The sequence below is a fragment of the Acinetobacter sp. YH12233 genome, from assembly GCF_013417725.1.
Classification (GTDB): domain Bacteria; phylum Pseudomonadota; class Gammaproteobacteria; order Pseudomonadales; family Moraxellaceae; genus Acinetobacter.
On record NZ_VPDK01000008.1, the window covers coordinates 23,528 to 46,513 of the forward strand.

16 protein-coding genes are annotated in these 22,986 nt (G+C 42.8%); 5 read left to right on the top strand and 11 right to left on the bottom strand.

What is annotated here, in order from left to right:
• Positions 1-44 precede the first annotated feature (44 nt).
• The 3 genes from FTV12_RS05425 to FTV12_RS05435 form a co-directional block, all read right to left on the bottom strand.
• Entirely contained in the window at positions 45-1,325 is a 1,281-nt protein-coding gene (locus FTV12_RS05425) for an MFS transporter (RefSeq protein WP_180033674.1), read from the bottom strand.
• Positions 1,326-1,535: 210 nt separating this feature from the next.
• Entirely contained in the window at positions 1,536-2,735 is a 1,200-nt protein-coding gene (locus FTV12_RS05430; RefSeq protein ID WP_179992560.1) for an acyl-CoA dehydrogenase, read from the bottom strand.
• Between the two features lie 32 nt (positions 2,736-2,767).
• Positions 2,768-3,922: an acyl-CoA dehydrogenase family protein gene (locus tag FTV12_RS05435; protein WP_034171043.1), complete on the bottom strand. Its 1,155-nt coding sequence runs from the start codon at positions 3,920-3,922 to the stop codon at positions 2,768-2,770.
• 569 nt (positions 3,923-4,491) lie between these two features.
• Between FTV12_RS05435 and FTV12_RS05440 the strand changes: the two genes are divergently transcribed.
• Entirely contained in the window at positions 4,492-5,328 is an 837-nt protein-coding gene (locus tag FTV12_RS05440; RefSeq protein ID WP_004785687.1) for an IclR family transcriptional regulator, read from the top strand.
• A gap of 160 nt (positions 5,329-5,488) precedes the next feature.
• On the opposite strand, the gene FTV12_RS05445 is transcribed toward FTV12_RS05440, so the two are convergent.
• The 5 genes from FTV12_RS05445 to betI all read right to left on the bottom strand — a co-directional run bounded on the left by FTV12_RS05445 (position 5,489) and on the right by betI (position 12,682).
• The gene (locus tag FTV12_RS05445; protein WP_180033675.1) at positions 5,489-7,687 is read right to left on the bottom strand and encodes an OsmC domain/YcaO domain-containing protein; all 2,199 of its coding nucleotides are present in this window, start codon (positions 7,685-7,687) and stop codon (positions 5,489-5,491) included.
• 355 nt (positions 7,688-8,042) lie between these two features.
• Complete coding sequence (locus tag FTV12_RS05450; RefSeq protein WP_180033676.1) at positions 8,043-8,813, bottom strand: hypothetical protein; 771 nt, start codon at positions 8,811-8,813, stop codon at positions 8,043-8,045.
• Positions 8,814-8,940: 127 nt separating this feature from the next.
• Positions 8,941-10,596, bottom strand: a complete 1,656-nt coding sequence (gene betA, locus FTV12_RS05455; protein WP_179992563.1) for a choline dehydrogenase — start codon at positions 10,594-10,596, stop codon at positions 8,941-8,943.
• Positions 10,597-10,606: 10 nt separating this feature from the next.
• On the bottom strand, positions 10,607-12,082 hold the full coding sequence (gene betB / locus FTV12_RS05460) for a betaine-aldehyde dehydrogenase (protein ID WP_180033679.1): 1,476 nt from the start codon (positions 12,080-12,082) through the stop codon (positions 10,607-10,609).
• 21 nt (positions 12,083-12,103) lie between these two features.
• Positions 12,104-12,682, bottom strand: coding sequence for a transcriptional regulator BetI (gene betI, locus FTV12_RS05465; RefSeq protein ID WP_180033681.1), 579 nt, complete (start codon positions 12,680-12,682; stop codon positions 12,104-12,106).
• 271 nt (positions 12,683-12,953) lie between these two features.
• Here betI and FTV12_RS05470 point away from each other — a divergent pair, with 271 nt between their 5' ends.
• Together FTV12_RS05470 and FTV12_RS05475 are read left to right on the top strand one after the other, a co-directional pair.
• Positions 12,954-14,990, top strand: a complete 2,037-nt coding sequence (locus tag FTV12_RS05470) for a choline transporter (RefSeq protein WP_180033682.1) — start codon at positions 12,954-12,956, stop codon at positions 14,988-14,990.
• Positions 14,991-15,018: 28 nt separating this feature from the next.
• On the top strand, positions 15,019-15,627 hold the full coding sequence (locus FTV12_RS05475) for a MarC family protein (RefSeq protein ID WP_179992566.1): 609 nt from the start codon (positions 15,019-15,021) through the stop codon (positions 15,625-15,627).
• 64 nt (positions 15,628-15,691) lie between these two features.
• On the opposite strand, the gene FTV12_RS05480 is transcribed toward FTV12_RS05475, so the two are convergent.
• The gene (locus FTV12_RS05480; protein WP_179992567.1) at positions 15,692-17,857 is read right to left on the bottom strand and encodes a TonB-dependent receptor domain-containing protein; all 2,166 of its coding nucleotides are present in this window, start codon (positions 17,855-17,857) and stop codon (positions 15,692-15,694) included.
• A gap of 485 nt (positions 17,858-18,342) precedes the next feature.
• A complete protein-coding gene (locus FTV12_RS05485) occupies positions 18,343-18,546 on the bottom strand; it encodes a hypothetical protein (RefSeq protein ID WP_125278494.1) in 204 nt (67 codons plus the stop codon).
• 345 nt (positions 18,547-18,891) lie between these two features.
• On the opposite strand from FTV12_RS05485, the gene FTV12_RS05490 reads away from it, so the two are divergent.
• Both FTV12_RS05490 and FTV12_RS05495 read left to right on the top strand, forming a co-directional pair.
• Complete coding sequence (locus tag FTV12_RS05490; protein ID WP_004785667.1) at positions 18,892-19,470, top strand: ANTAR domain-containing response regulator; 579 nt, start codon at positions 18,892-18,894, stop codon at positions 19,468-19,470.
• Positions 19,471-19,480: 10 nt separating this feature from the next.
• On the top strand, positions 19,481-20,485 hold the full coding sequence (locus FTV12_RS05495; protein WP_179992568.1) for an ABC transporter substrate-binding protein: 1,005 nt from the start codon (positions 19,481-19,483) through the stop codon (positions 20,483-20,485).
• Between the two features lie 71 nt (positions 20,486-20,556).
• Here the strand turns inward: FTV12_RS05495 and mtlD are convergent, their stop codons facing one another.
• Positions 20,557-22,683, bottom strand: coding sequence for a bifunctional mannitol-1-phosphate dehydrogenase/phosphatase (gene mtlD, locus FTV12_RS05500; protein WP_180010982.1), 2,127 nt, complete (start codon positions 22,681-22,683; stop codon positions 20,557-20,559).
• Positions 22,684-22,986: the final 303 nt, after the last annotated feature.

The window sequence follows — 22,986 nt, forward strand, 5'->3', positions numbered from 1 at the left end:
GCTTCCTAGCATCTTCCTGTCTTTATAAATGTTTGATTCATCAATTAGTCAGCTTTTTGTGGGTCAAACAAACGGTTTTTAATGAAAATCGCCGGGATCAAACCACAAATAAAATAAGCCACACTCATGATGAGTAGACCTGTACCAATTGAGCCACCTTGCGCAAAATAACCGATGGTTAAAGGTGCCAATACTGCGCCTAGACGGCCAATGTTATAAGCGCCACCTGTAGCTGTACCACGGACTTTGGTAGAGAAACTTTCAGTCATATAAGTCGCGTTAATGCCATATGGAATACCGTAAAGGAATCCGAAAAACAGCATGAGCCATAAGATATTGTCCGGTGTGTTGCCAAAGACAATGATGGGGATAAAGATTGCGGTGCCCATGGTACCGAAAGCAAATACAGCACGACGACCAATTTTATCCGCAATAATGCCTGCGATCACTTTGGTACACATCATGATCAGGAAGGTCCCAATCATATAGGTGGTCATTTCTTTAAATTTGATACCTAAGTCTGATTCCAGATAAGCCGGTAACCAGTTACTTACACCGTAATAACCAAACTGTAAGAATGCCGTACTAAACGACCAGAGGATGAACATGCGACGGCTTAACGCATCGGCAAAGATCATTTTAAACGTATTCTTCGGTTTTTCCTGCACTGCGCCACTGGCTTTGGCTGCCAATCTTTCTTGACGTGCCTTTAACCAAGCTTGTGGTTCTGGTACCAGGAAGAACATGCCAATGGCCAGAACAATCGGAACAATGGCAATATAGTAAAGGTAGCGCCAGCCTAGTTCTGGAAGTAACCATCCTGCAAGTACAGTGGCAACCACTGAGCCTAATGTCCAGCCTGTCATTAAAGCAGCAAGTACTGTAGAACGATATTTTGTTGGCACATACTCTGCCATTAGCGTATTACAGGCAATATAGAGGGCGCCTAAGCCAATTGCTGAAAAGAATCGCAACCACTTAAATTCTTCATAGCTTTGAGTAAAGCCCAGCCAGAAGGTTAATGAAGAGAATAAAGCGATCGCAACAACAATCACCCGAACTCGCCCGAAGCGGTCACAAGCCCAGCCACCAAAAAAGCCACCAATGGCCATACCAGCAAGTGTCCAGCTACCGAGTGCACCTGCCTGAATACTACTTAAAGAAAATTCTTGTTTGAGGCTGGTTAGACTGTAGGCTAATAGTGCAAGATCTGCACCATCTACCAATAACGCTAAAAATGAAAAGATAAAAGCCAGAATCCAGACCTTTTTCTTAGGCATATTTTCTTCTGGTAGAAGGTTTTGTTGTGAATTAAGCGTATTCATAATGTCCTTTACACTTTGCTGGCACTCCTGTGCCCTTTAGAAGTTTATGTTTCACCTAATTAATTAAATGAAACATAGAATGTTTAATTGATCTTTAATTCTGAATCTGACTAGATTTTTAAAATCTATCCCAGAACTGGATTGGCTGACTTTAATTAAAGTCAGCCAAAACAAACTAGCCAGCAATGCTGGCTAGAAGTTGATCTGCATTTAGTTGGAAAATGCAGCAATACCTGTTTGAGCACGTCCTAGAATCAAGGCGTGTACATCATGTGTACCTTCATAAGTGTTGACCACTTCCAGGTTCACCAGATGACGTGCCACACCGAATTCATCAGAAATGCCGTTACCGCCCATCATGTCACGCGCTAAACGGGCAATGTCTAAAGCTTTACCACAGTTATTACGTTTGATCAGTGAAGTACCCTCAACTGAAGCAATACCTTCATCTTTCATGCGACCGAAACGTAATGCCACTTGCAGACCTAGCGCAATTTCAGTTTGCATGTCTGCCAGTTTTTTCTGGATCAGCTGATTCGCAGCCAATGGACGACCGAACTGTTTACGGTCCATGGTGTACTGGTGAGCAGTGTGCCAGCAGAATTCAGCTGCGCCCATCGCACCCCAAGCAATACCGTAACGGGCACTGTTCAGACAGGTAAATGGACCTTTTAGACCACGAATTTCCGGGAACGCATTTTCTTCTGGTACAAATACATTATCCATCACGATTTCGCCGGTGATCGAAGCACGTAGGCCAACCTTACCGTGAATCGCTGGTGCAGAAAGCCCTTCCCAGCCTTTTTCTAGAATAAAGCCACGAATATCACCGACATTGCCTTCAGGAGACACTTCTTTTGCCCAAACCACAAAGACATCAGCAATCGGACTGTTGGTAATCCACATTTTCGCGCCCGTCAGACGGTAACCACCATCCACCTTTTTCGCACGGGTAATCATGCTGCCCGGATCAGAACCATGATCTGGTTCAGTCAGGCCGAAACAGCCGATAAATTCACCAGTCGCCAGCTTTGGCAAATATTTCTGTTTCTGCTCTTCAGAACCAAATTCATTGATTGGCACCATCACTAGCGAGCTTTGTACGCTGGCCATTGAACGATAACCCGAATCCACACGTTCTACTTCACGTGCAATCAGACCATAGCTGACATAGTTTAGACCTGCGCCACCGTATTGCTCAGGAATGGTTGGGCCCAGCAGACCCAGCTCACCCATTTCACGAAAAATCGTTGGGTCAGTTTTTTCATGACGGAACTGTTCTAGTACGCGTGGCATCAGCTTGTCTTGACAGTACGCATGTGCGCTGTCACGGATCATGCGCTCTTCTTCAGTCAGTTGCTGTTCCAGTAAGAATGGATCTTGCCAGTCAAATCTAATTCTTGTGCTCATTTTAATATTTCCAATATTCTAAAATTTGCTGCTTAAGCGGTTGCTTGTTTAATCATTTCACGTGCAATGATGATTTGCTGGATTTGAGTAGTACCTTCATACAGACGGAACAAACGCACATCACGATAGAAACGTTCAATTGAATATTCACTGATATAGCCCGCGCCACCATGAATTTGCAGACAGCGATCCGCTACACGGCCACACATTTCAGTGGCAAACATTTTCGCGCATGAAGATTCAGTGGTTACATTCTTGCCTTCGTCACGCAGACGAGCAGCATCTAGAACCATACATTTCGCCGCATAAATCTCAGCTTTAGAGTCTGCCAGCATGCCTTGGATGAGCTGGAAATTCGCAATCGGTTGACCGAACTGCTTACGTTCCACTGCATAATTTAAAGCATCTTCCAGCATACGCTCTGCCATACCTACGCTATAGCCAGCAATGTGCAGACGGCCTTTATCCAGGACACGCATTGCAGTTTTAAAGCCAATGCCTTCAACACCACCGATCAACTGATCTTTATGAACTTTACAGTTGTCAAAAATCACGTCACAAGTGTATGAACCATGTTGGCCCATTTTTTTATCAATTTTGCCCAGACTCAGGCCCGGTGTATTCGCCTCTACCAGGAATGCAGAAATGCCGCTTGCACCTTTGATGTCAGGATTGGTACGTGCCATCACCGTAAATGTCGTTGCACGCGGCGCATTGGTAATAAAACGTTTAGTACCGTTTAAAATATAGTAATCGCCATCTTTAACCGCGCTAGTTTTTAAAGATGCTGCATCTGAACCTGAATCCGGCTCAGTTAAACAGAATGAACCAATGATTTCACCAGTCGCATAACGTGGCAGGTATTTCTGTTTTTGCTCTTCAGTACCGTCAATCACGATCCCGCTTGAACCGATCCCGTTATTGGTCCCGATCAAAGAACGGAATGCAGCCGATGTACGGCCTAATTCCATTGCGACCAGAATTTCCTCTTCCATGGTGATACCTAAACCGCCGTATTCCTCTGGAATGGTTAAGCCAAACAGACCTAATTCTTTCATCTGCTCGACAATACGCTCAGGAATCGCATTGCTTTCTTCAACTTCATGTTCTAAAGGGACTAGTTCATTTTTGACAAAGTTACGAATAGTCGAAAGAAGTTGCTCGAGCATTTCCGGATCGCGAATCATAGGGATCTCCATGTTATTTAGTTCATCTGGGTAAATTCCTTTACCCTTTAATTTTAGTTTCGTAATACGAAATAAATAATCATAAAAATTCATTTTGAGCAAGAAAAATTATTAAAAATTTTATTTTTTAAGCAAAAAAGCAAATTTTTCTGGATTTAATGAAAAATTATAGTTAGAATTTTATTTCACAATGCGAAATTTTTAGATTATTAATAGATTTAGAAAAGAGTTAGATGATTTGAATCAGATCATAATTCCTTCTATAAAAGCGTAATGAGATAACAAGATTTCAATTAAATCGTGCTAATGATATTAGTTTTGATTAGCCCCATTTCCCTGAAATTTTCCTCTAGCGCACTTTAAATTTTCTAAAGATACTTAAAGATCATTACAGGTCTTAAATATTTATAAATCTTGCATTATTTTTAGCTGAATAGCGCTAATTGACTTAAATACAGATAAAGTGAGCACTTTTTTATTTATTTTTATCATTAATAGAAGTGTTTTATTTTGTATCGTGAAATTTAATTGCTATCATATTTATTAATTTACCTTTAATTGCTCTGACCATGACAAAAAATAAAACTGGCGAAATACCTAATTTTGATGAGATCCGTTTAGATCCGATTTCACATATTCATAGAGAAAATAACCCACAATTTATCGCGTCTATTGCACGTGGTTTAGAAATCCTCAGATGTTTTTCAGCAACGAATCAATTACTGGGCAACCAGGAAATTGCACAACTGACTAATCTACCAAAACCGACTGTTGCCCGGATCACCAGCACGCTGGTTTCTTTAGGTTATCTAAAACAGTTACCCAATACGACCAAATATCTGTTGGATGTTGGTGTATTGGCTTTGGGTTATGCGGCGCTAAGCAATATTTCGGCCCGTACACAGGCTTATCCATTTATGGAAGAAATGTCACGTTATGCGCAAGCGCCTGTCGCCATGGCAACACGTGATCGTCTGAGCATGATTTATCTGGAAGTGGTTCATACAGAGTCTACTTTGACCATGCGTCGTCCAGTTGGCTCTACCCTGCCTATTCATAGTAGTGCGATGGGCCGTGCCTGCCTGGCTGCGATGGAAGTTAAAGAACGTGAATATTTATTTGATGCGATCAAGAAAAGAAATGAAGATCAATGGCCAACTATTAAGCGTAATTTAGAACGTGCCATCCGTGATTATCAGGATTATGGCTATTGCTTATCTCTCGGTGATTGGGCCAAAGATGTGAACTCTGTTGCAGTACCATTGATTCACCCTAAACATGGTATTCTGACCTTTAACTGCGGCGCACCAACTTATTTACTCAATCAGGAAAAACTGGAAAATGAAATCGGTCCTCGCCTGATTCATATGGTCAATAACATTTCCCTGACTTTAAATAATATTTAAGCTGTTATTTAAGATTTAAATGGGCGGCAATGATCGTCCTTTATTTTTCTTTTTTAAATTACTCCTAAGATGTTAGAGCAATAGAAAAATAGCCCATTCTAAGATGGACTATTTTTTAAAGATTTAAAGACCTGCAAAGTCAGCTAATTATCTTCGCTTATTACGCTGCTACAAACTTGGCACGCGCTGCATGCAGTTTCTTGTAGCTATCAATTAAACGTAGATGACGATCCAGACCTTCAAGCTGCATATTGGTTTCAGCTAAACCGTAGAAACGTACTGTGCCTTCTACTGAACCGAGGACTGCATCCATACGGGCATCGCCAAACATACGGCGGAAGTTGTGTTCATAGTCTTCCAGTTCCATTTCATCATCCAGAATGACTTCAAGCACTACATTCATGCATTGATAGAACAGGCCACGTTCAACCGTGTTGGTATTGTATTGCAGGAACTGCTCAACCAGATCTTTAGCTTCTTCAAATTGCTGTAGAGCCAGATAGATCAGCAGTTTCAATTCCAGAATGGTCAGCTGACCCCATTCGGTATTTTCGTCAAACTCAATTCCGATCAGGGTACGGATCTCGGTATAATCGTCTTCATCCGCTTCTTCCAGACGTTCAACCAGTGCTTCCAGCTGTTCATCATCCAGACGATGCAGATTCAGGATATCTTCACGATATAAAAGCGCTTTGTTGGTATTGTCCCAAACCAGATCTTCCACCAGATAAATTTCAGAATAACCCGGCACTAGAATACGACAAGCAGTTGCGCCTAAATGCTGATAGACCGCCATATAAACCTCGTGGCCCATCTCTTCCAGAATGGTAAATAATTCCTGTGCTTCATCGGCATTTGAGTTTTGGCCATTATTGGTGAAATCCCACTCGACAAAATCATAATCAGATTTTGCGCTGAAGAAACGCCAAGATACGACACCACTTGAATCAATAAAGTGCTCAACAAAGTTATTCGGTTCAGTGACTGCATTTGAACTGAAGGTTGGTTTTGGCAGATCATTCAGGCCTTCAAAACTACGACCTTGTAACAGTTCAGTCAAACTACGCTCTAAAGCCACTTCAAAATTAGGATGAGCACCAAATGAAGCAAAGACACCACCCGTACGCGGGTTCATCAAGGTCACACACATCACCGGAAACTGACCGCCTAGAGAAGCATCTTTGACCAGTACTGGAAAGCCTTGCTCTTCTAAGCCTTTAATGCCTTCAACAATTTTCGGATATTTTGCCAGTAAGTGTTCAGGTACATCCGGCAGTGCCAGTTCGCCTTCCAGAATTTCGCGTTTAACCGCACGTTCGAAAATTTCAGACAGACATTGCACTTGAGCTTCAGCCAAAGTATTGCCCGCGCTCATACCATTACTGAGGTATAGATTTTCAATCAGATTCGATGGGAAATATACAGTTTCACCATCAGACTGACGTACAAATGGCAATGAACAGATACCGCGTGCTTTATTGCCCGAGTTGGTGTCATACAGATGAGTACCTAGTAACTCATCTTCAGGATCATAAATTTCACGGGTATGTTCATCTAAAACTTCGGCTGGCAGTTCACCATTTGGACCTGGCTGGAACCATTTTTCATCCGGATAATGCACAAATTCTGCATTGGCAATATCTTCACCCCAGAACTGGTCGTTATAGAAGAAGTTACAGTTCAGACGTTCAATGAATTCACCCAGTGCAGACGCCAGCGCACTTTCTTTGGTTGAACCTTTACCATTGGTAAAGCACATTGGTGACTGAGCATCACGAATATGCAGTGACCAGACATTCGGTACGATATTACGCCAAGACGCAATTTCAATCTTCATGCCGAGGCCTGCCAGAATCGCAGACATATTTGTAATGGTTTCTTCCAGTGGCAGGTCTTTACCCGGAATACAGGTCAGACTGTCTGAAGCCAGATTAGGCATTAATAATGCCTGAGCATCGGCATCAATACTTTCTACTTCTTCAATAACAAATTCAGGACCGGTCTGAATGACTTTTTTGACGGTACAGCGGTCAATCGAACGCAAAATCCCCTGACGGTCTTTTTCAGAAATATCAGCTGGTAGCTCGACCTGAATTTTAAAAATCTGTTTGTAGCGGTTTTCAGGATCGACGATATTGTTTTGGGACAGACGGATATTGTCGGTCGGAATGTCACGCGCTGCACAATAAACTTTAACGAAATACGCCGCACACAGCGCAGATGAAGCCAGAAAATAATCAAATGGACCTGGCGCAGAACCATCACCTTTATAGCGAATCGGCTGATCGGCGATTACCGTGAAGTCATCGAACTTAGCTTCTTGACGAAGATTATCGAGATAATTGACCTTAATTTCCATGTGGATACCTAAATATTCTTATGTGCCGCCACGGACAGATAAGATGCTAAATCTGAATATACAAGCCGAATCACGGAGGAGAATTTGACTCAAAAATAAAAATAACCCGGGTTAAACCTTCAACCAGTTAGTTTCAGGATAAGCTCGAGTAAGAATGGGCGCTATTATAGAATCATTTTATGAAATTGATAATGTTTGCTCGAATTTCCTGCAGATTTATCAAAATATCTGTTAATTAAATATTCAGAAAATCTGGCTTTAAGCCGGGAACAGGCTGTTTTTATTGATACTTGCTGTTCCCGACTGGATTTTATGGACTGGGAAATGCGTTTTTTAAATCAGATCAAGATCCAAATTAAAAATCATAGCCAATACCAAACACAGCGAGATCGCGCTGTTTATCACCAAAACGGTCATAACCACCAAAGATATAATCACTAGATAAAGTCAACTTCGGCGCAACTTCATAACTCAATCCGGCAGTTGCATAACGGAAAGCATGCTGTTTGGTAGTGTTGCCCAGCTCATTACCTTCATATTTGCCTTCATCATTAAAATAACCACCTGCTGCACCGACATGCGCACCCAGCTTGTCATTAATCTGATGGGTTAAATCCAAGGTATAAAAAGTATCACCCTGATTGGCATAAGCCACATCATATAAATAGGTCGATACACCCGCTGTAACACTGGTCTTGTCGTTTAGTGCACGACTTACATTCAGACCTAATTCATTTGAAGTCGTATGGCTGCCGCCCGGATAATAATAGGTTGCATCCCAGAAATTCCAGTCGTAGTTTTCACTGCTATAGGTATAGCCCACGATAAAATCATGTTCGACTTTATCGCGACGATGTGATTTTTTGCCTTCCAGTTCCGGATAGGAATAACCTAAGGTTGAGCCCCAGTAACCGACATAAAAATTACCATAAGCCAGATTCAGCGCTGCTTGTAAAGCAACGTCATCATTTTCTGGTGCATTGGTCAGACCACGGGAGATGTATTTAGAAACTACACTGATGTTTCCACTGGTTTCAATTTTTTTTGCTTCTGCATCGTCTGCAAAACAATAAACACTAGAAACAGCAGCACAGCCGAAAAGGACTGTTTGTTTGAAAGTTCTCATAAAATATAAATTATATTAAGCAAAGAGTGGATAATTCTGAAACCGATTACAGCCTTATCCAGCTTTGGGTAAAAATAAATTTCGCTATATTCCTCATTGCAACAAGCAACAGGAATATAGCCATGACTTAAGCGCGTGGGGCCCGATAGAAAGGCGCTGTAGAAGCAGGTAATGCCTGCTTGCCACGGATATGATCTGCAAGCTTTTCAGCCATCATAATCGTGGTTGCATTGAGGTTGCCTGTAATAATAAGCGGCATAATTGAAGCATCGATGACACGCAGGCCTTGCATCTCATGCACACGCCCATAACCATCGACAACTGCCATATCATCCTCACCCATTTTACAGCTACAGGACGGATGATACGCTGTTTCTGCATGATTACGAACAAATTCATCAATTTCTGCATCAGTTTGCAGATTCTTACCCGGACTGATTTCCTCACCACGATAAGGATCCAGAGCTGGCTGATGCATAATTTCACGGGTAATGCGAATAGCATCACGGAATTCACGCCAGTCCTGTTCGGTACTCATATAGTTGAACAGAATGCTTGGATGTTCAAACGGATCTTTGGATTTCAGGCGAACCCGACCACGAGATGGTGAGCGCATGGAACCGACATGAGCCTGGAAGCCGTGCTCATGGATAGCATTGGTCCCATTGTAATTGATCGCCACTGGCAGGAAGTGATACTGGATGTTTGGCCATTCGAACTCATCCGAAGAACGGATAAAGCCCCCGGCTTCAAACTGGTTGCTGGCACCAATGCCTTTACCCAGGAATAACCATTCTGCGCCAATCATGGGCTGGTTATACCATTTTAATGCTGGGTATAAGCTGACCGGTTTTTTGCACTTATATTGTAAGTACATTTCCAGATGGTCTTGCAGGTTTTCACCCACACCCGGCAGATCCTGAACCACGGGAATATCCAGACTTTTTAATAATTCAGCCGGACCTACACCAGAGCGTTGCAGGATTTGTGGAGATGCAATTGCACCTGCACATAGTAGAACTTCACGATCTGCAAAGACCTGAATCGGCTGTAAGGTATTTTGGCCTTCAAAATATTCCACGCCAATGGCCTGATTACGATTAAACAGAATCCGGTTGGTCATGGCATGGGTAATAATGGTGAGATTATCCCGGCCTTTGGCCATATCCAGATAACCACGTGCCGTACTGGAGCGACGGCCTTGTGGTGTCACAGTACGATCCATCGGGCCGAAGCCTTCCTGCTGATAGCCATTCAGGTCATCGGTACGTGGATAACCTGCCTGCACTCCAGCTTCGACCATGGCATGAAACAGCTCATTATTACCATTCTTAGGTGTTGCGACTGAAACCGGACCTGAATCGCCATGATAGTCATTGCCGCCAATATCGCGGGTTTCAGCTTTTTTGTAATAGGGTAGACACTGCGCATAGTTCCAGTGTTCCAGACCTTTAAAGCTGGCCCACTGTTCCAGATCCATAGCATTACCACGGATATAGCACATGCCGTTAATCAGTGAAGATCCGCCCAGACCTTTACCACGGCCGCATTCCATACGGCGATTGTTCATGTGGGGTTCTGGATCGGTCAGATAGGCCCAGTTATAACGGCGTCCTTGTAAAGGATAAGCTAAAGCAGCCGGCATCTGGGTTCTAAAATCCAGACGATAGTCCGGGCCACCTGCCTCAAGTAATAGCACCTTAGTATCTGGATCTTCAGTTAAACGCGCTGCCAGAACATTACCCGCAGAGCCCGCACCGATAATAATATAGTCGTAATTCATCAAATCCCCCTTATGCGCTAAATACAGACTGGAAAGGACTGAGTTCGACCTGAACCGATTTGGTCTGGGTGTAGTGCTGCAAAGTGACTAGACCATTTTCACGTCCGACACCGGAATGCTTATAGCCACCGACCGGCATTTCTGCAGGTGATTCACCCCAGGTATTAATCCAGCAGATACCTGCTTCGACCTGATGAATAATTCGGTGTGCACGGGCTAAGTCTGGTGTGACGACACCTGCGGCCAGACCATAATCGGTGTCATTGGCACGGCGAATGGCTTCTTGCTCGGTGTCATAACTCAGGATGCTCATGACTGGACCGAAGATTTCTTCACGTACAATAGTCATGTCATCGCGGCAGTCGGTAAACACGGTTGGCAGGACATACGCCCCTTGGGCAAACTGTTCATCCTCAGCACGGCCGCCGCCACACAATAAGCGCGCCCCTTCTATCTTGCCTTTTTCGATATAGCCCAGCACTTTTTCCATATGCTCAAAGCTGGACACCGGACCGAAATTGGTTTCAGGATCGAGAGGATCACCCATACGGATATGTTCAACACGCTGCAAAATCTTTTCTTCAAATTCTGCTTTCAATGCCAAAGGTACAAAAACGCGAGTACCGTTGGTACACACCTGACCGGAGCTATAGAAGTTGGCCATCATGGCAATATCAGCCGCCAGATCCAGATCGGCATCTTCACAGATAATCAGCGGAGACTTACCGCCCAGCTCCATAGTGACTTCTTTCAAACTAGAATTGGCAGCTTGCGCCATAACTTTTTTGCCGGTAGAAACGCCACCAGTGAACGACACTTTGGCAATATCGGGATGCGAAGTCAGAGAACCACCAATTTCACCACTGCCGGTAACCACATTAAAGACACCATGCGGTACACCGGCTTCAGTATAAATTTCTGCCAGTTTCAGCGCAGTTAAAGGCGTAACTTCACTGGCTTTGAAAATCATGGCATTGCCTGCAGCGAGTGCCGGTGCAGATTTCCACAATGCGATCTGAATTGGATAATTCCATGCGCCAATTCCAGCGACGACACCCAAAGGTTCACGACGGGTATAAACAAAGGAGCTACTTCTCAGCGGGATTTGCTGGCCTTCAAGAACCGGTAGAATCCCCGCATAATATTCGAGTACATCTGCACCTGTCGTAATATCAACAGTCGATGTTTCACTAAAGGCTTTACCGCTGTCCAAGCTTTCTAATTTTGCCAGCTCATCATTACGTTCTCTTAAAATGGCCACGGCCTTATTTAAGATGCGCGAACGTTGAATCGCGGTCATTTCTGCCCAGACTTTTTGCCCTTGTTGTGCAGATTCAACCGCACGATCGATATCATTTTTTGAACAGACCTGCACTTCAGCCAGGACTTCGCCTGTTGCAGGATTAATAGTTTGAAACGTGCTATTGGACGTTGCATCGACATATTGTCCATGGATATAAGGACGTTGCAGTTTGAATGTTGTCAATGGAATTCCCTCGCAGATTGGTTATTTGAGTTGTTGCCGGATATATTCACTACACAGTTCAATCGGCAGTTCTGGATCAATTTCGCCACTTACTAAAGCACCTCTTAGCCAGAATCCATCAATGAGTGCAGCCAGACCTTGTGCTGCCTTCTCAGCTTGATCCTTACTCAGCTTTTTCATGAATTCATATTTAAGATTGGAATGTAAGCGGTAATGGTTTATTTGCTGTAAACGATGTAACTCGGGCTGGTGCAGACTGCTGGCCCAAAAAGCCAACCACACCTTCATGGCCGCTTTATCCGTTTGTGGAGCGGTAAAATTGCCACGCACAATTGCCAGTAAGCGTTGTTCAGGGGCGTCATTCACCTGTGACTTGATTTCAGCAACAGATTTACCTAATTGCTGCAATAAGTAACGCATTGTGGCTTCAATTAACCCATTTTTACCTTGAAAATAATGACTTATGATGCCGGTTGAGACACCTGCCCTCTGAGCAATCTGACTAATTGAAGCTTCTGCAAAACCTAGCTCATTCACTGCAGCTAAGGTGGCATCGATCAGTTGCTGACGACGGATCGGTTGCATACCAACTTTTGGCATAGGACTAACCTGAATAACTGATGTAGCAATAAAAAATCACTCTGCTAAAGCAAATAGCTGAATGATGTAACAATTCATAAACGCTTTTTTAATTGAACGTTCAATTAATAAAAATTATAGTGCCAGCTCACCCTTGATGTACAGCGCAGTTTGTTTTGGATTTGCAAAAGTTTGTAATTCACGAAAACAAGGAAGCTTTAGGGCCAGCTTTTGCTTTTAAATCACACTGCACTGTAGATCATCCGGCAACAAAAACGATGGTCAGAGATTTATGCAAAAGAAAAACGAAGAGGTGCAAGATAGTCTGAATAAGGTAGTCTTTTATTGTTCGGCGACGCTTATTCTGCTGTTTTCTATCATCACGATTTTATTTAATGAACAAGCCAATCTAGTCATTATTAATATTTTAAACTGGGTCAGTAGTACCTTTAGCTGGTATTACCTGCTGGCGGCAACGCTGTATCTGGTTTTTATTGTCTTTATCGCCTGTTCACGTTATGGCGAAATCAAGCTTGGTCCAAAACATTCCAAACCCGAATTCAGCCTGCTGAGCTGGTCGGCTATGCTGTTCTCAGCCGGGATCGGGATTGACTTGATGTTCTTCTCGGTCGCTGAACCCCTGTCTCATTATATGAGTCCTCCAGTCGGTGAAGCTGAGACTTTTGAAGCCGCGCGTCAGTCCATGGTCTGGACCCTATTTCACTATGGTCTGACTGGCTGGAGTATGTATGCGCTGATTGGGGTTGCGTTGGGATATTTCAGTTATCGCTATAATTTACCACTGACAATTCGCTCTGCGCTTTATCCTATTTTTGGAAAAAGAATTAATGGCCCGATTGGCCATACGGTGGATACGGCTGCGGTACTGGGCACAATCTTTGGTATTGCCACCACCTGCGGTATTGGTGTGGTTCAGCTAAATTACGGTCTGCATGTCCTGTTCGGCTTACCGGAAAATATCTGGATTCAAACTGCATTAATTGGTGTTGCAGTCATTATTACCATTATTTCCGTCACTGCGGGTGTCAATAAAGGTATCCGGGTTCTGTCTGAAATTAATATTTACGTATCAATCGGGTTGCTGCTCTTTATTCTCTTTATGGGAAATACCGAGTTTTTATTAGCAGCTCTAATTCAGAATTTTGGTGATTATCTCAGCCAGTTCCCGAAACTCTCTTTAAGCAGTTTTCCTTTTGAACAACCGAAAGAATGGATGAATAGCTGGACCCTGTTCTTCTGGGCATGGTGGATTGCCTGGTCGCCATTTGTAGGTCTGTTCCTGGCCCGTATTTCTCGTGGTCGTACCATTCGTGAATTTGTCACCGGGACTTTGGTTATTCCTCTGTTATTTACCCTGACCTGGTTGTCTATTTTCGGTAACAGTGCTTTATACAGCGTGATTTTTGATGGTAATACTCAGCTTGCGACAACTGTTTTAGAAAACCCGGCGCATGGTTTTTATGACTTACTGGCACAGTATCCAGGTTTCATATTTCTCGCAGGTGTCGCCACCATTACAGGTTTGCTGTTCTATGTGACTTCAGCGGATTCAGGGGCATTGGTATTGGGGAACTTCACTACTAAATTTACCAATATTGAGCATGACTCACCGCGCTGGCTCAGTGTGTTCTGGGCAATTGCGATTGGCCTGTTGACGCTAGCTATGCTGATGGCTAACGGTGTGACAGCATTACAGAACACCACCATTATTATGGGCTTGCCTTTTAGTTTCGTGATCTTCTTTGTGATGGCCGGTTTGTATAAATCCTTACGACTTGAGGATTTCCGTCAGGCCAGTACCAGTCTGAATGCTGCGCCTGTGGTCGGTAATGTGGATATCCTGAACTGGAAGAAGCGTCTGAGCCGGGTCATGCTGCATCCAAGCCTGTCCCAGACCCGAACCATGCTGGATAATGTTTGCAGACCAGCCATTGAGGCCGTTGCAACCGAGTTAATTGACAAAGGCATTCAAGTAAATATTCAGGAAAAATCGCTTGAGGAAGAACCTGAACTGTATCACCTGGATCTGACCATTCAGCTCGATGAAGAAGAAAACTTTGTCTATGAAATATGGCCGGTACGCTATGACACGCCAAATTTCAGTTCACGGGGTAAACGAACCAAACGTTATTACTATCGTCTGGAAAGTTATCTGTTTGAAGGCTCTCAGGGCAACGATCTGGTCGGTTATAGTAAGGAACAGGTGATCAATGACATCCTGGATAAATATGAACGCCATATGATGTATCTGCATATTAACCGGATCAGCCCAGGTAAACGTCCGCTGTTCCCGGACCGTGAAATCTAGTATCACTCAACTACGGAAGGATTGAATGATGTCAGCAAGTTTAAATGCCTTTGCCCTGTTTTTTTCGTTACTCAATCCATTTTTGATGAGTATCTATATGCTCGGAATTATTCGTAATTCCGAAGCAAAGGTCTTCAATATGGCATTGATTCAGGGCAGCCTGATCAGCTTTATTGTTTTCATCATTTTTGCGAAAACTGGCGAAGCCTTCTTCAATGAAGTGCTACATGCTCGCTTTGAATCCTTCCAGATTTTTGGTGGTCTGATTTTTCTGGTGATTGGTTATCGCTATGTCTTTGAAGGTGCGGATACCATTGGGGTGATGCGGGGTGCGCCGAATCATCTGGCGGGTACGATTGCCATGCCTTTTATGATCGGTCCCGGCACCATTTCAGCTTCAGTTATTACCGGTGTACAGCTCAGTTTAATGCAAACCATTCTGGTGATTTTCTTTACCCTGTTTCTGACCTGTAGCTTGCTAATTCTGATGAAATACCTGCATGATCATTTACAGCATAAATATTCCAACTACATTGACCTGTATGTCGATATTGTCGGTCGTGTTGCAGCACTGTTAATCGGAACCATCGCCATTGATATGATTGTGACAGGTGTCAGTGGAATTCTGGAAGGCTAGTTTTATATAAGCTGACAATAAAAAAAGCGGGCAAAAATGCCCGCTTTTTTATGAAGTGATGATTTTAAAATTTAAACGACACGCCTGCATAAGTCGAGAAGCCTTCACCCGGTGAAGATCGTGCTAGATCTGCACCTTTGTCGTCATAGCCTGGAATTACCACTGCTGCATATTTTTCATCGGTGATGTTCTTGAAGTTAACCCAGGCACTCCATGACTGATCTTCTGGCGCATATCCCAGATCAATACCCCAAATCTGATAGTCATCACTGAAGCGGCTATTGGCATAATCATGTGCCATCTTCGATGCATATTCTGTATTTAGACCCACATAAAGACCGTTATTCAAGGCATAACTGAGCTGTGCCTGATAAAGGTGTTTTGGAATTCCCGGTAACTGGTTTTTGCCAAATAAAGGATCGTTTTTATACTGGAAATCACTCAAGGTATAAGCCTGTCGTAGGCGAAGTTCACCCTGCTGTGATGCATACAATGGTGTATCCAGACTGAGTTCTACACCTTGATGAAGGGTGGGAGTTGCATTGGATTCTACAGCAATTGGTTCAGAAGGTCGTTCCGATCCATCCTCATAGGTTTTGATCAACTCTGAGGTTAATAACTCGTTTTTAACTTTGGAATAATAGTAGCTCAGTGCCCAATCACCCCAGGCTGACTGACCCCGGCCACCCAGTTCTAAAGTATTTGCAGTTTGCGTGTCCAGATAAATAGGTTCACGTACCCGCCCTGAAGCGACACCAGTGTCAAAATAGTATGGCGAAGACCATGCCATCGCCCATGGATGTGCCGGTTCAATACTACGGCTTAAATTGGCAAACCATTGTAGTGTTTCATTTGGCTGATAAGTCAGGCCAATACGCGGGGCGAAATTCCATTCATAGCGGCTAACTTCAGGACTAGCCACAGGATAAGTCACTTCACTCTCACGGTGGGTATAGGCTGCTGCCAATCCTAGATCAAGCTTAAACTGATCATTCAACTGAGTTTCCTGATCAAATTGCAGCACATTGTCTGAACCACGATAGGTATAACGGCGTGTTACGGTATCTGCCGGATAAAGCGTGCCATCAATTGTAGTATCGCGTCGAATTGTTTCGGTTACACCACTATTCGGACGGTGCGTGGTACTTCGAAAAGCAACTTTTCCTTGATGTTCAAGACCGAATAACTGATAAGGTTTCTCATACTGAACCCGCGCACTAATATCCTCATAATCGACATTGGTACGATAACTACTTTCACGTAGATCCAATGGATAATGGTGATAAGCCAGACTACCGGTCAGTTTGGCATCATCCTGCAAGTTCCAAGTGGTAGTATTTGCCAGCCAGGTACTGCCCGGTTGAATCCGCTTGGCATCTACAGCCAGATTAAAATCATTGGCTGCTTCAGGATTATTCTTGAGCTGTTCCTGGGTAATGCGCCCTGGCGTTAAATGTTTGCTTTCACGGTAACGGGCATAAAAGCGGGTCTCAATATCTGGACTGATCTGATAACCCAGATTAAAAGCTAGACCTTTACCATCACCTTCGGCATGATCCTGAATCCCATCAAACTGTGAACCCGTTACTGTCAGATAATAATCTAACTTATCGAGTTGTCGGCCAGTACTAAACTGGTATTTCTGATAGCCATGGCTACCCGTTTCATATTTTAATTCAGAGCCATTCTGCTCTGCACCAGTCTTACTTTTATAATTAACTGTTCCACCTAAGGATAATCCGCCCTGTTTTAAACCATTGGCACCACGGTACACCTCAACATGATCAATCCACCATGGTTCAAGCAGTTCATAAGCTGTACCACCCGGTCCGGTAAAGGGAATATCATCGATCATGACATAAGTTCCGGATGCATGTGCACCAGAAGTACGGTTAATGCCAGAACCACGGATAGAAATTTTGGCTCCTTCATTGCCCGGCGATTGGGCATAAATGCCGGGCTGGAGACGGAAGACGTCAGCAATGGTTCCCAGACGCTGATGTTCGAGCTGCTGATCTGAAATAAAATTGGTTCCTCCCGAAACGCTGGCAAGTTCGGCCGCAGTCTGTTGCTGGGAATTTGTATTTTGCTCAGTGGTCACCACAATAGTTTCCAGTTGCTGAACACTATCCTGTGCTAGCGTAGTTTCAGCATAAAGATGGCCTGAAAATGCCGACAGTATCATCAGGCTAAGCGGATTTTTCTTGAGAGGGATTTTTGTCATATTCATGGCGAATTTATACAATCCTGTATAAGTGATCCTGATCTGCTTTAGGACTTGGCTTAAAAATTTAAGCTGTAGCATAAATGAAGCATGCAAAATTAAGCAGATATTTTCTGCCAAAATATCTGACTGGTGCGGCAATATTTTTAATTTTTTCTATACAAAAAATCTGTCAGTACTTTACAAGATCACAGACAGATTCATACAAGTTCTGACATCTAATTTATTAAGTATTTGTAATTTATAGATATGTATTTTTTTCTTGTAACCATCTAATTCGAGTTGGCAAAAAGTGATTTAAATTAAAAATTTTGAAGATATAAACAATATTCTGATTCATCAAGATCAGTTTAATAGACAGGTTTCTAGACCAAAATCTTAGTCATAACTAGAAAATAGAATTCTTATTTTTTGAACTATGGCTTATAGATTTCAGCCCAAAAAAGAAACCCTCCTGCTGGAGAGTTTCTTCATGTATTCTGGCTATTATTTTATTTAGAGGCATTTTCGATTACTTGTGCTTGTAATGGTACAGCTTGCTGGGTTTCAGCTGATTTTTTCTTGGTTTTCATTTCTGCCACTTTGGCCAGAGTTTTCTCGGTAAAACGTAAACCGCCATCTTCTGCCATCACATTACCCGCCATCAAAAGACTGCTCATTACTACTAGCAGGGATGGTATAAGTTGTAATTTCATGTCTATTCCACCTTTTTATTTTATAGTGGATTAAAAATAAGCAATTATTATTCCAATATTTTTATCTATATTTGATTTTTTTATTTTTCCCGATCATCTTGATGAAATTAAAATTGATCTAAGCGATAAATTTTATATTCTTTATTGTCTTAAAATTCCTTATTTTAGTGCGATTATTTTGGTTACGCCTCATTTTAGTCAGAGTAATTTAGTCTCATCAGACTCTATACACTATTTTTATGACACTTTTAACCTGATCTCCTGATTTTTTGCACCAAATTGCATGGTATGTTTTTTGCATAAGTCCTCATAGATATTCCCCGATGTACTAGTTAAAAATCTTGCATGTCTAAATTACGAATTGCCCTGATTGATGATGATCCAGAACGCGCTGAATTTATTCAGGCTTCTTTACTTGCGCATGATTTTCATGTGGTGGCCTGTGTCATTCTGAATGACCTCAACATTGTTGATATCAAAAGCCTGCATGCCGATGTCATTCTGTTAAATATGGATCATCCTCATCGCGATATTATCGAAAGCTGCGTGAGTCAGTATGAATTACCTACGGTTCTATTTACCCAAAATTCCAACAAGGACACCATCAGAAATGCCATTGATGCCGGAGTCACGGCATATATTGTGGACGGGATTGATCCAACCAAACTGGAAAATATTCTGGAAATATCGATTGAACAATTCCAGAAACATAAAAAACTGTTACATGACCTGAAGGAAACTCAGGAAAAATTAAGTGATCGCAGGGATATTGATAAAGCCAAAGTCCTGCTGATCCAGCTGCATGGACTGAGCGAAGAAGAAGCATTTGCCCTGTTGCGCAAAAATGCCATGAGTCACCGGATTACCATTGGCGATATGGCAAGGCGCTTACTTGATGCACAAAAACTGTTATCCGGCCAATAAGGAGCATTCAATGACAACATTAGAAAAAACAGAACTCAATATTGGCTATATTCCACTGCTTGATTGTGTTGCCATTCTTTGGGCGGAGCGACAAGGTTATTTTACTGAACAGGGTTTAAAGGTAAACCTGATCCGTGAAGCCTCCTGGTCCAGCTTACGCGACCGTCTGGCCTATGGCTTTCTGGATGCTGCCCATTGCCTGTCTGCCATGCTTCCCGCGGCTGCTTTGGGCGCAGACCAGTTACAAGTCGCTTTGCAGACCCCATTAGTCCTCAGTATCAATCAGGCATTTATCAGCTTAAGACAGGATTTGTGTTATGAACTGGGCATTCAGCCTGAAGATAATGAACAGATCACGTCACAAAAGCTGGTCAGTGCCTTAAAGCAGCAACATAAAGTAGGTCTGGCTCATGTTTATAAATACTCCATTCATCATTACTGTTTAAGAGAATGGCTGGCTTTAACTGATGCGCAATATGCTAAAAATATATTGCTCAAGACCTCACCTCCCCCTTTGATGGTCAAAGGGATTGCAGCACAGATTTTTGATGGTTTTTGTGTGGGTGAACCTTGGAATATTCAGGCCAAGCTTGAAGGTTATAGCCTGATTGTCGCAGCAAGCCAAAATGTGATTCCTAAAGTGGCAGATAAAGTACTAGCAATAACTCAGGAATGGGGCGAGTTGCATCCACTGACTGTAGAGGCCTTAGTCGCAGCTGTAAATAAAGCCCAGATGGATTTAAAGCATGCTACGGATCTTTCTGAAGTCTGGGACATGCTGATGGATTATCAGATTATCCAGTTTGAATGTTCAGCTTCTCGACACGTTTATGACTTCCATAAGATTCAGAATATTATTCGTAACCTTGCAGGTGAAAGTGTTGAGCCTCAATTCACCGATTTTATCTGGCTATTAGAGCAGATGGAAAAATGGGAAAATATTGATCTGTCCGCAGATGATCAGCTACAGATTGCACAATCCTGTATTTATCAGCAAGAATCCACGACTGTATAAATTATAAATTTATAAACTTCCATAAAAAAAGACCCAGAATCGTTCTGGGTCTTTTTATTTACTGCTGATATTTAGCTGAGCGCTTGCTGCAAATCCAGTTGCATGAATTTTTGCAAGGACAATTTTCCAGCAATCATCTGATTGATGAATTGTGACATTTCATCATACAAGGTCTCATATAGTTGCGGCTCTAATGCCATATGTCTTAACTGGATTTGTAAATGCATCAACAGTTCCTGCTGCTCGCATTCACCCTGTTCCAGAGCATAGATATAACCTAACACTGCGCCTTTTAAAACCACATCAAACGGTAAACTATATTTAAGCAAGGTCGATAATGAACCCATAACCCGTTCATTGTGTTTCAGCTTTCTTAAGGGTTCACGCCCTACACGTGCACATGGGTCCTGATAAGCATAGGCACAGGATTCAGTAAAACTTTGTGCCAGATGTTCCAGATCTGAAGCATGCTTAGGAATCTGGTAACAGAGACCATGCTTCACCTGCGCTAAGGCCTGCTGCATGAATTTTCTGACCGCATGATCTGACATGGCCACGCCAATGGTCTGATGACCGCGCAGGCTGGCATACCAGGCCATCATCGCATGCACACCATTCCATAAGCGGTTTTTAATCAGCTGGATATTGGCAATATCATCTACCAGAATCATCTGGCGCATTTTAGCCAATAATGGACTGTTATTTTCCACATAGATTGGCATATCCGTTTCGGCATTAAACAGAATCAGATCCATTGACTGTAGAATATGACTTGGCTGAAAATTACGGCGCAGGTCTTCAATATATAAGCCCGCCTGATGTTCCTGCTCTGCATTCAGGGCTGTAGAATCATCCAGATCCACTACAGACAGATCTTCATCCAGCTGATACTGCTTGAACATGTTGTATTTGATACGCAGCTGACGATACAGTTTCTGGTCTGACAGCTTGGACACCATACGGTTCACCACTGTGTCACAGAAATAATGCTGATCCATAATGTGCTGCGCTGTCTGTTCATCCGTAATCTGTTTCAGACGGCTCAGAATCTGCTGCATCACCAGCTGTTTGGCCCCGATTTTATTCAGGATAATTAACAGCGTCAGCGGCTGTTCCTGCTGCTCATAAGCCAAGTATCGCGCATATAAACCCTGTGCAATCACCTCTGCTTCAGAAACCAGAGCTTCCTCAGGGACACAGACTGCCACCAGACTGGATTCAATATACATATTCTGCATTTGCTTCAGATCATATGCATCAATCACGCTCATATTTTCAATACGCTGGTCAAAAGAGTTCTGACCATAACGAATGCAATAGGTGCCAAACGCATTAACGGCAGACTGATAGAGTGGATTACGGGTCGAGGCAATAATTTTGCGTGGACGCGTATAACCATCCCAGTGTGATAACACCTGAGCCAGATAACCACCACCAATTGCACCGAAGCCGTGAATCCCAACTGTTAACTGATTCAGCGTTTGCGGAAATGCAGTCTCAAGTTCTGGCATTTCCAGAACCGGAACAAACTGGTTCAGATCTGTCAGAAAATCTTCCATCGTTTCATAATAATACTGGGCTTGTGCCAGCATCGATTTATTCGGCGTTTTAATATCTTTAAAAAGTACCGTCATACCGCCTGCATCATAGGCAGATCGTAGACCATTTTCAGAATCTTCAAACATCAGGCATTGAGCCGGACTTAAATTGATTTTTTCGGCTGCACTGATAAAAATTTCTGGATGAGGTTTCCCCTGTTTAATCTCATCGCCACACACCAGTACATCAAAAAATTTATAGACATTGGCATTGATCAGATATTCTTCTGCGATCGCACGTCGGCTCGAAGTCGCCACAGCCATTTTCAGGCCTGCCTTGCGTAGGCGTTCCAGTACTTGTAATAAACCTTTTTTAATTGGAACACCATAATTGCGTACATGTTCTAGTTCCAGTACATCAGCACGCTGGCGGATCTCGGCATAAGGAACATCTTGTCCATAACGCTCTTTGGCCAGCTGCTCGGCACTACGGGCACTTAAGCCCAAACACTGCATTAAATAGTTTTCAGAAAATTCGACGCCGATCAGCTCACGCGAAGCTTGTTGCAAGGTTTGAAAGCGCAAACGTTCAGTATCAAACATGGTTCCATCCATATCGAAAATTGCGCCGTGTACGATTTGATTTTTAAATTCTAGCATTGCTCCCCTTTTATAATTCAATGAGTTAAGAAGTGGACAATACCTTAAGGAAAATAAGAGATTAAATAAACCGATGTAAAGATATGAAATAGTTCTGACTATAAATTGATCAATAAAGACTAAAATAAGATTATTTATGTTTCTGGATGTAATCAAACTGTTAACTTAAGTAAGTTATTAATCTTGCCCCTCAGTTTAAATTTTTCTTTTGAAATATCAGGTTATTTTATCATTTTAAATGTTTCTGCTTATCATGGCATCCATTTTGCTTGATCAGTATTACGTTTTATAAAAATTGTAATA

Bases quoted from the DNA above. Each gene is read 5' to 3' on its own strand.
- FTV12_RS05440 (WP_004785687.1), top strand. From the start codon at position 4,492: ATGACAAAAAATAAAACTGGCGAAATACCTAATTTTGATGAGATCCGT.
- FTV12_RS05485 (WP_125278494.1), bottom strand. From the start codon at position 18,546: ATGAAATTACAACTTATACCATCCCTGCTAGTAGTAATGAGCAGTCTT.
- FTV12_RS05495 (WP_179992568.1), top strand. From the start codon at position 19,481: ATGACAACATTAGAAAAAACAGAACTCAATATTGGCTATATTCCACTG.
- FTV12_RS05480 (WP_179992567.1), bottom strand. From the start codon at position 17,857: ATGAATATGACAAAAATCCCTCTCAAGAAAAATCCGCTTAGCCTGATG.
- FTV12_RS05450 (WP_180033676.1), bottom strand. From the start codon at position 8,813: ATGAGAACTTTCAAACAAACAGTCCTTTTCGGCTGTGCTGCTGTTTCT.
- FTV12_RS05475 (WP_179992566.1), top strand. From the start codon at position 15,019: ATGTCAGCAAGTTTAAATGCCTTTGCCCTGTTTTTTTCGTTACTCAAT.
- betI (WP_180033681.1), bottom strand. From the start codon at position 12,682: ATGCCAAAAGTTGGTATGCAACCGATCCGTCGTCAGCAACTGATCGAT.
- FTV12_RS05490 (WP_004785667.1), top strand. From the start codon at position 18,892: ATGTCTAAATTACGAATTGCCCTGATTGATGATGATCCAGAACGCGCT.
- betA (WP_179992563.1), bottom strand. From the start codon at position 10,596: ATGAATTACGACTATATTATTATCGGTGCGGGCTCTGCGGGTAATGTT.
- mtlD (WP_180010982.1), bottom strand. From the start codon at position 22,683: ATGCTAGAATTTAAAAATCAAATCGTACACGGCGCAATTTTCGATATG.
- FTV12_RS05430 (WP_179992560.1), bottom strand. From the start codon at position 2,735: ATGAGCACAAGAATTAGATTTGACTGGCAAGATCCATTCTTACTGGAA.
- FTV12_RS05445 (WP_180033675.1), bottom strand. From the start codon at position 7,687: ATGGAAATTAAGGTCAATTATCTCGATAATCTTCGTCAAGAAGCTAAG.
- FTV12_RS05425 (WP_180033674.1), bottom strand. From the start codon at position 1,325: ATGAATACGCTTAATTCACAACAAAACCTTCTACCAGAAGAAAATATG.
- FTV12_RS05470 (WP_180033682.1), top strand. From the start codon at position 12,954: ATGCAAAAGAAAAACGAAGAGGTGCAAGATAGTCTGAATAAGGTAGTC.
- FTV12_RS05435 (WP_034171043.1), bottom strand. From the start codon at position 3,922: ATGATTCGCGATCCGGAAATGCTCGAGCAACTTCTTTCGACTATTCGT.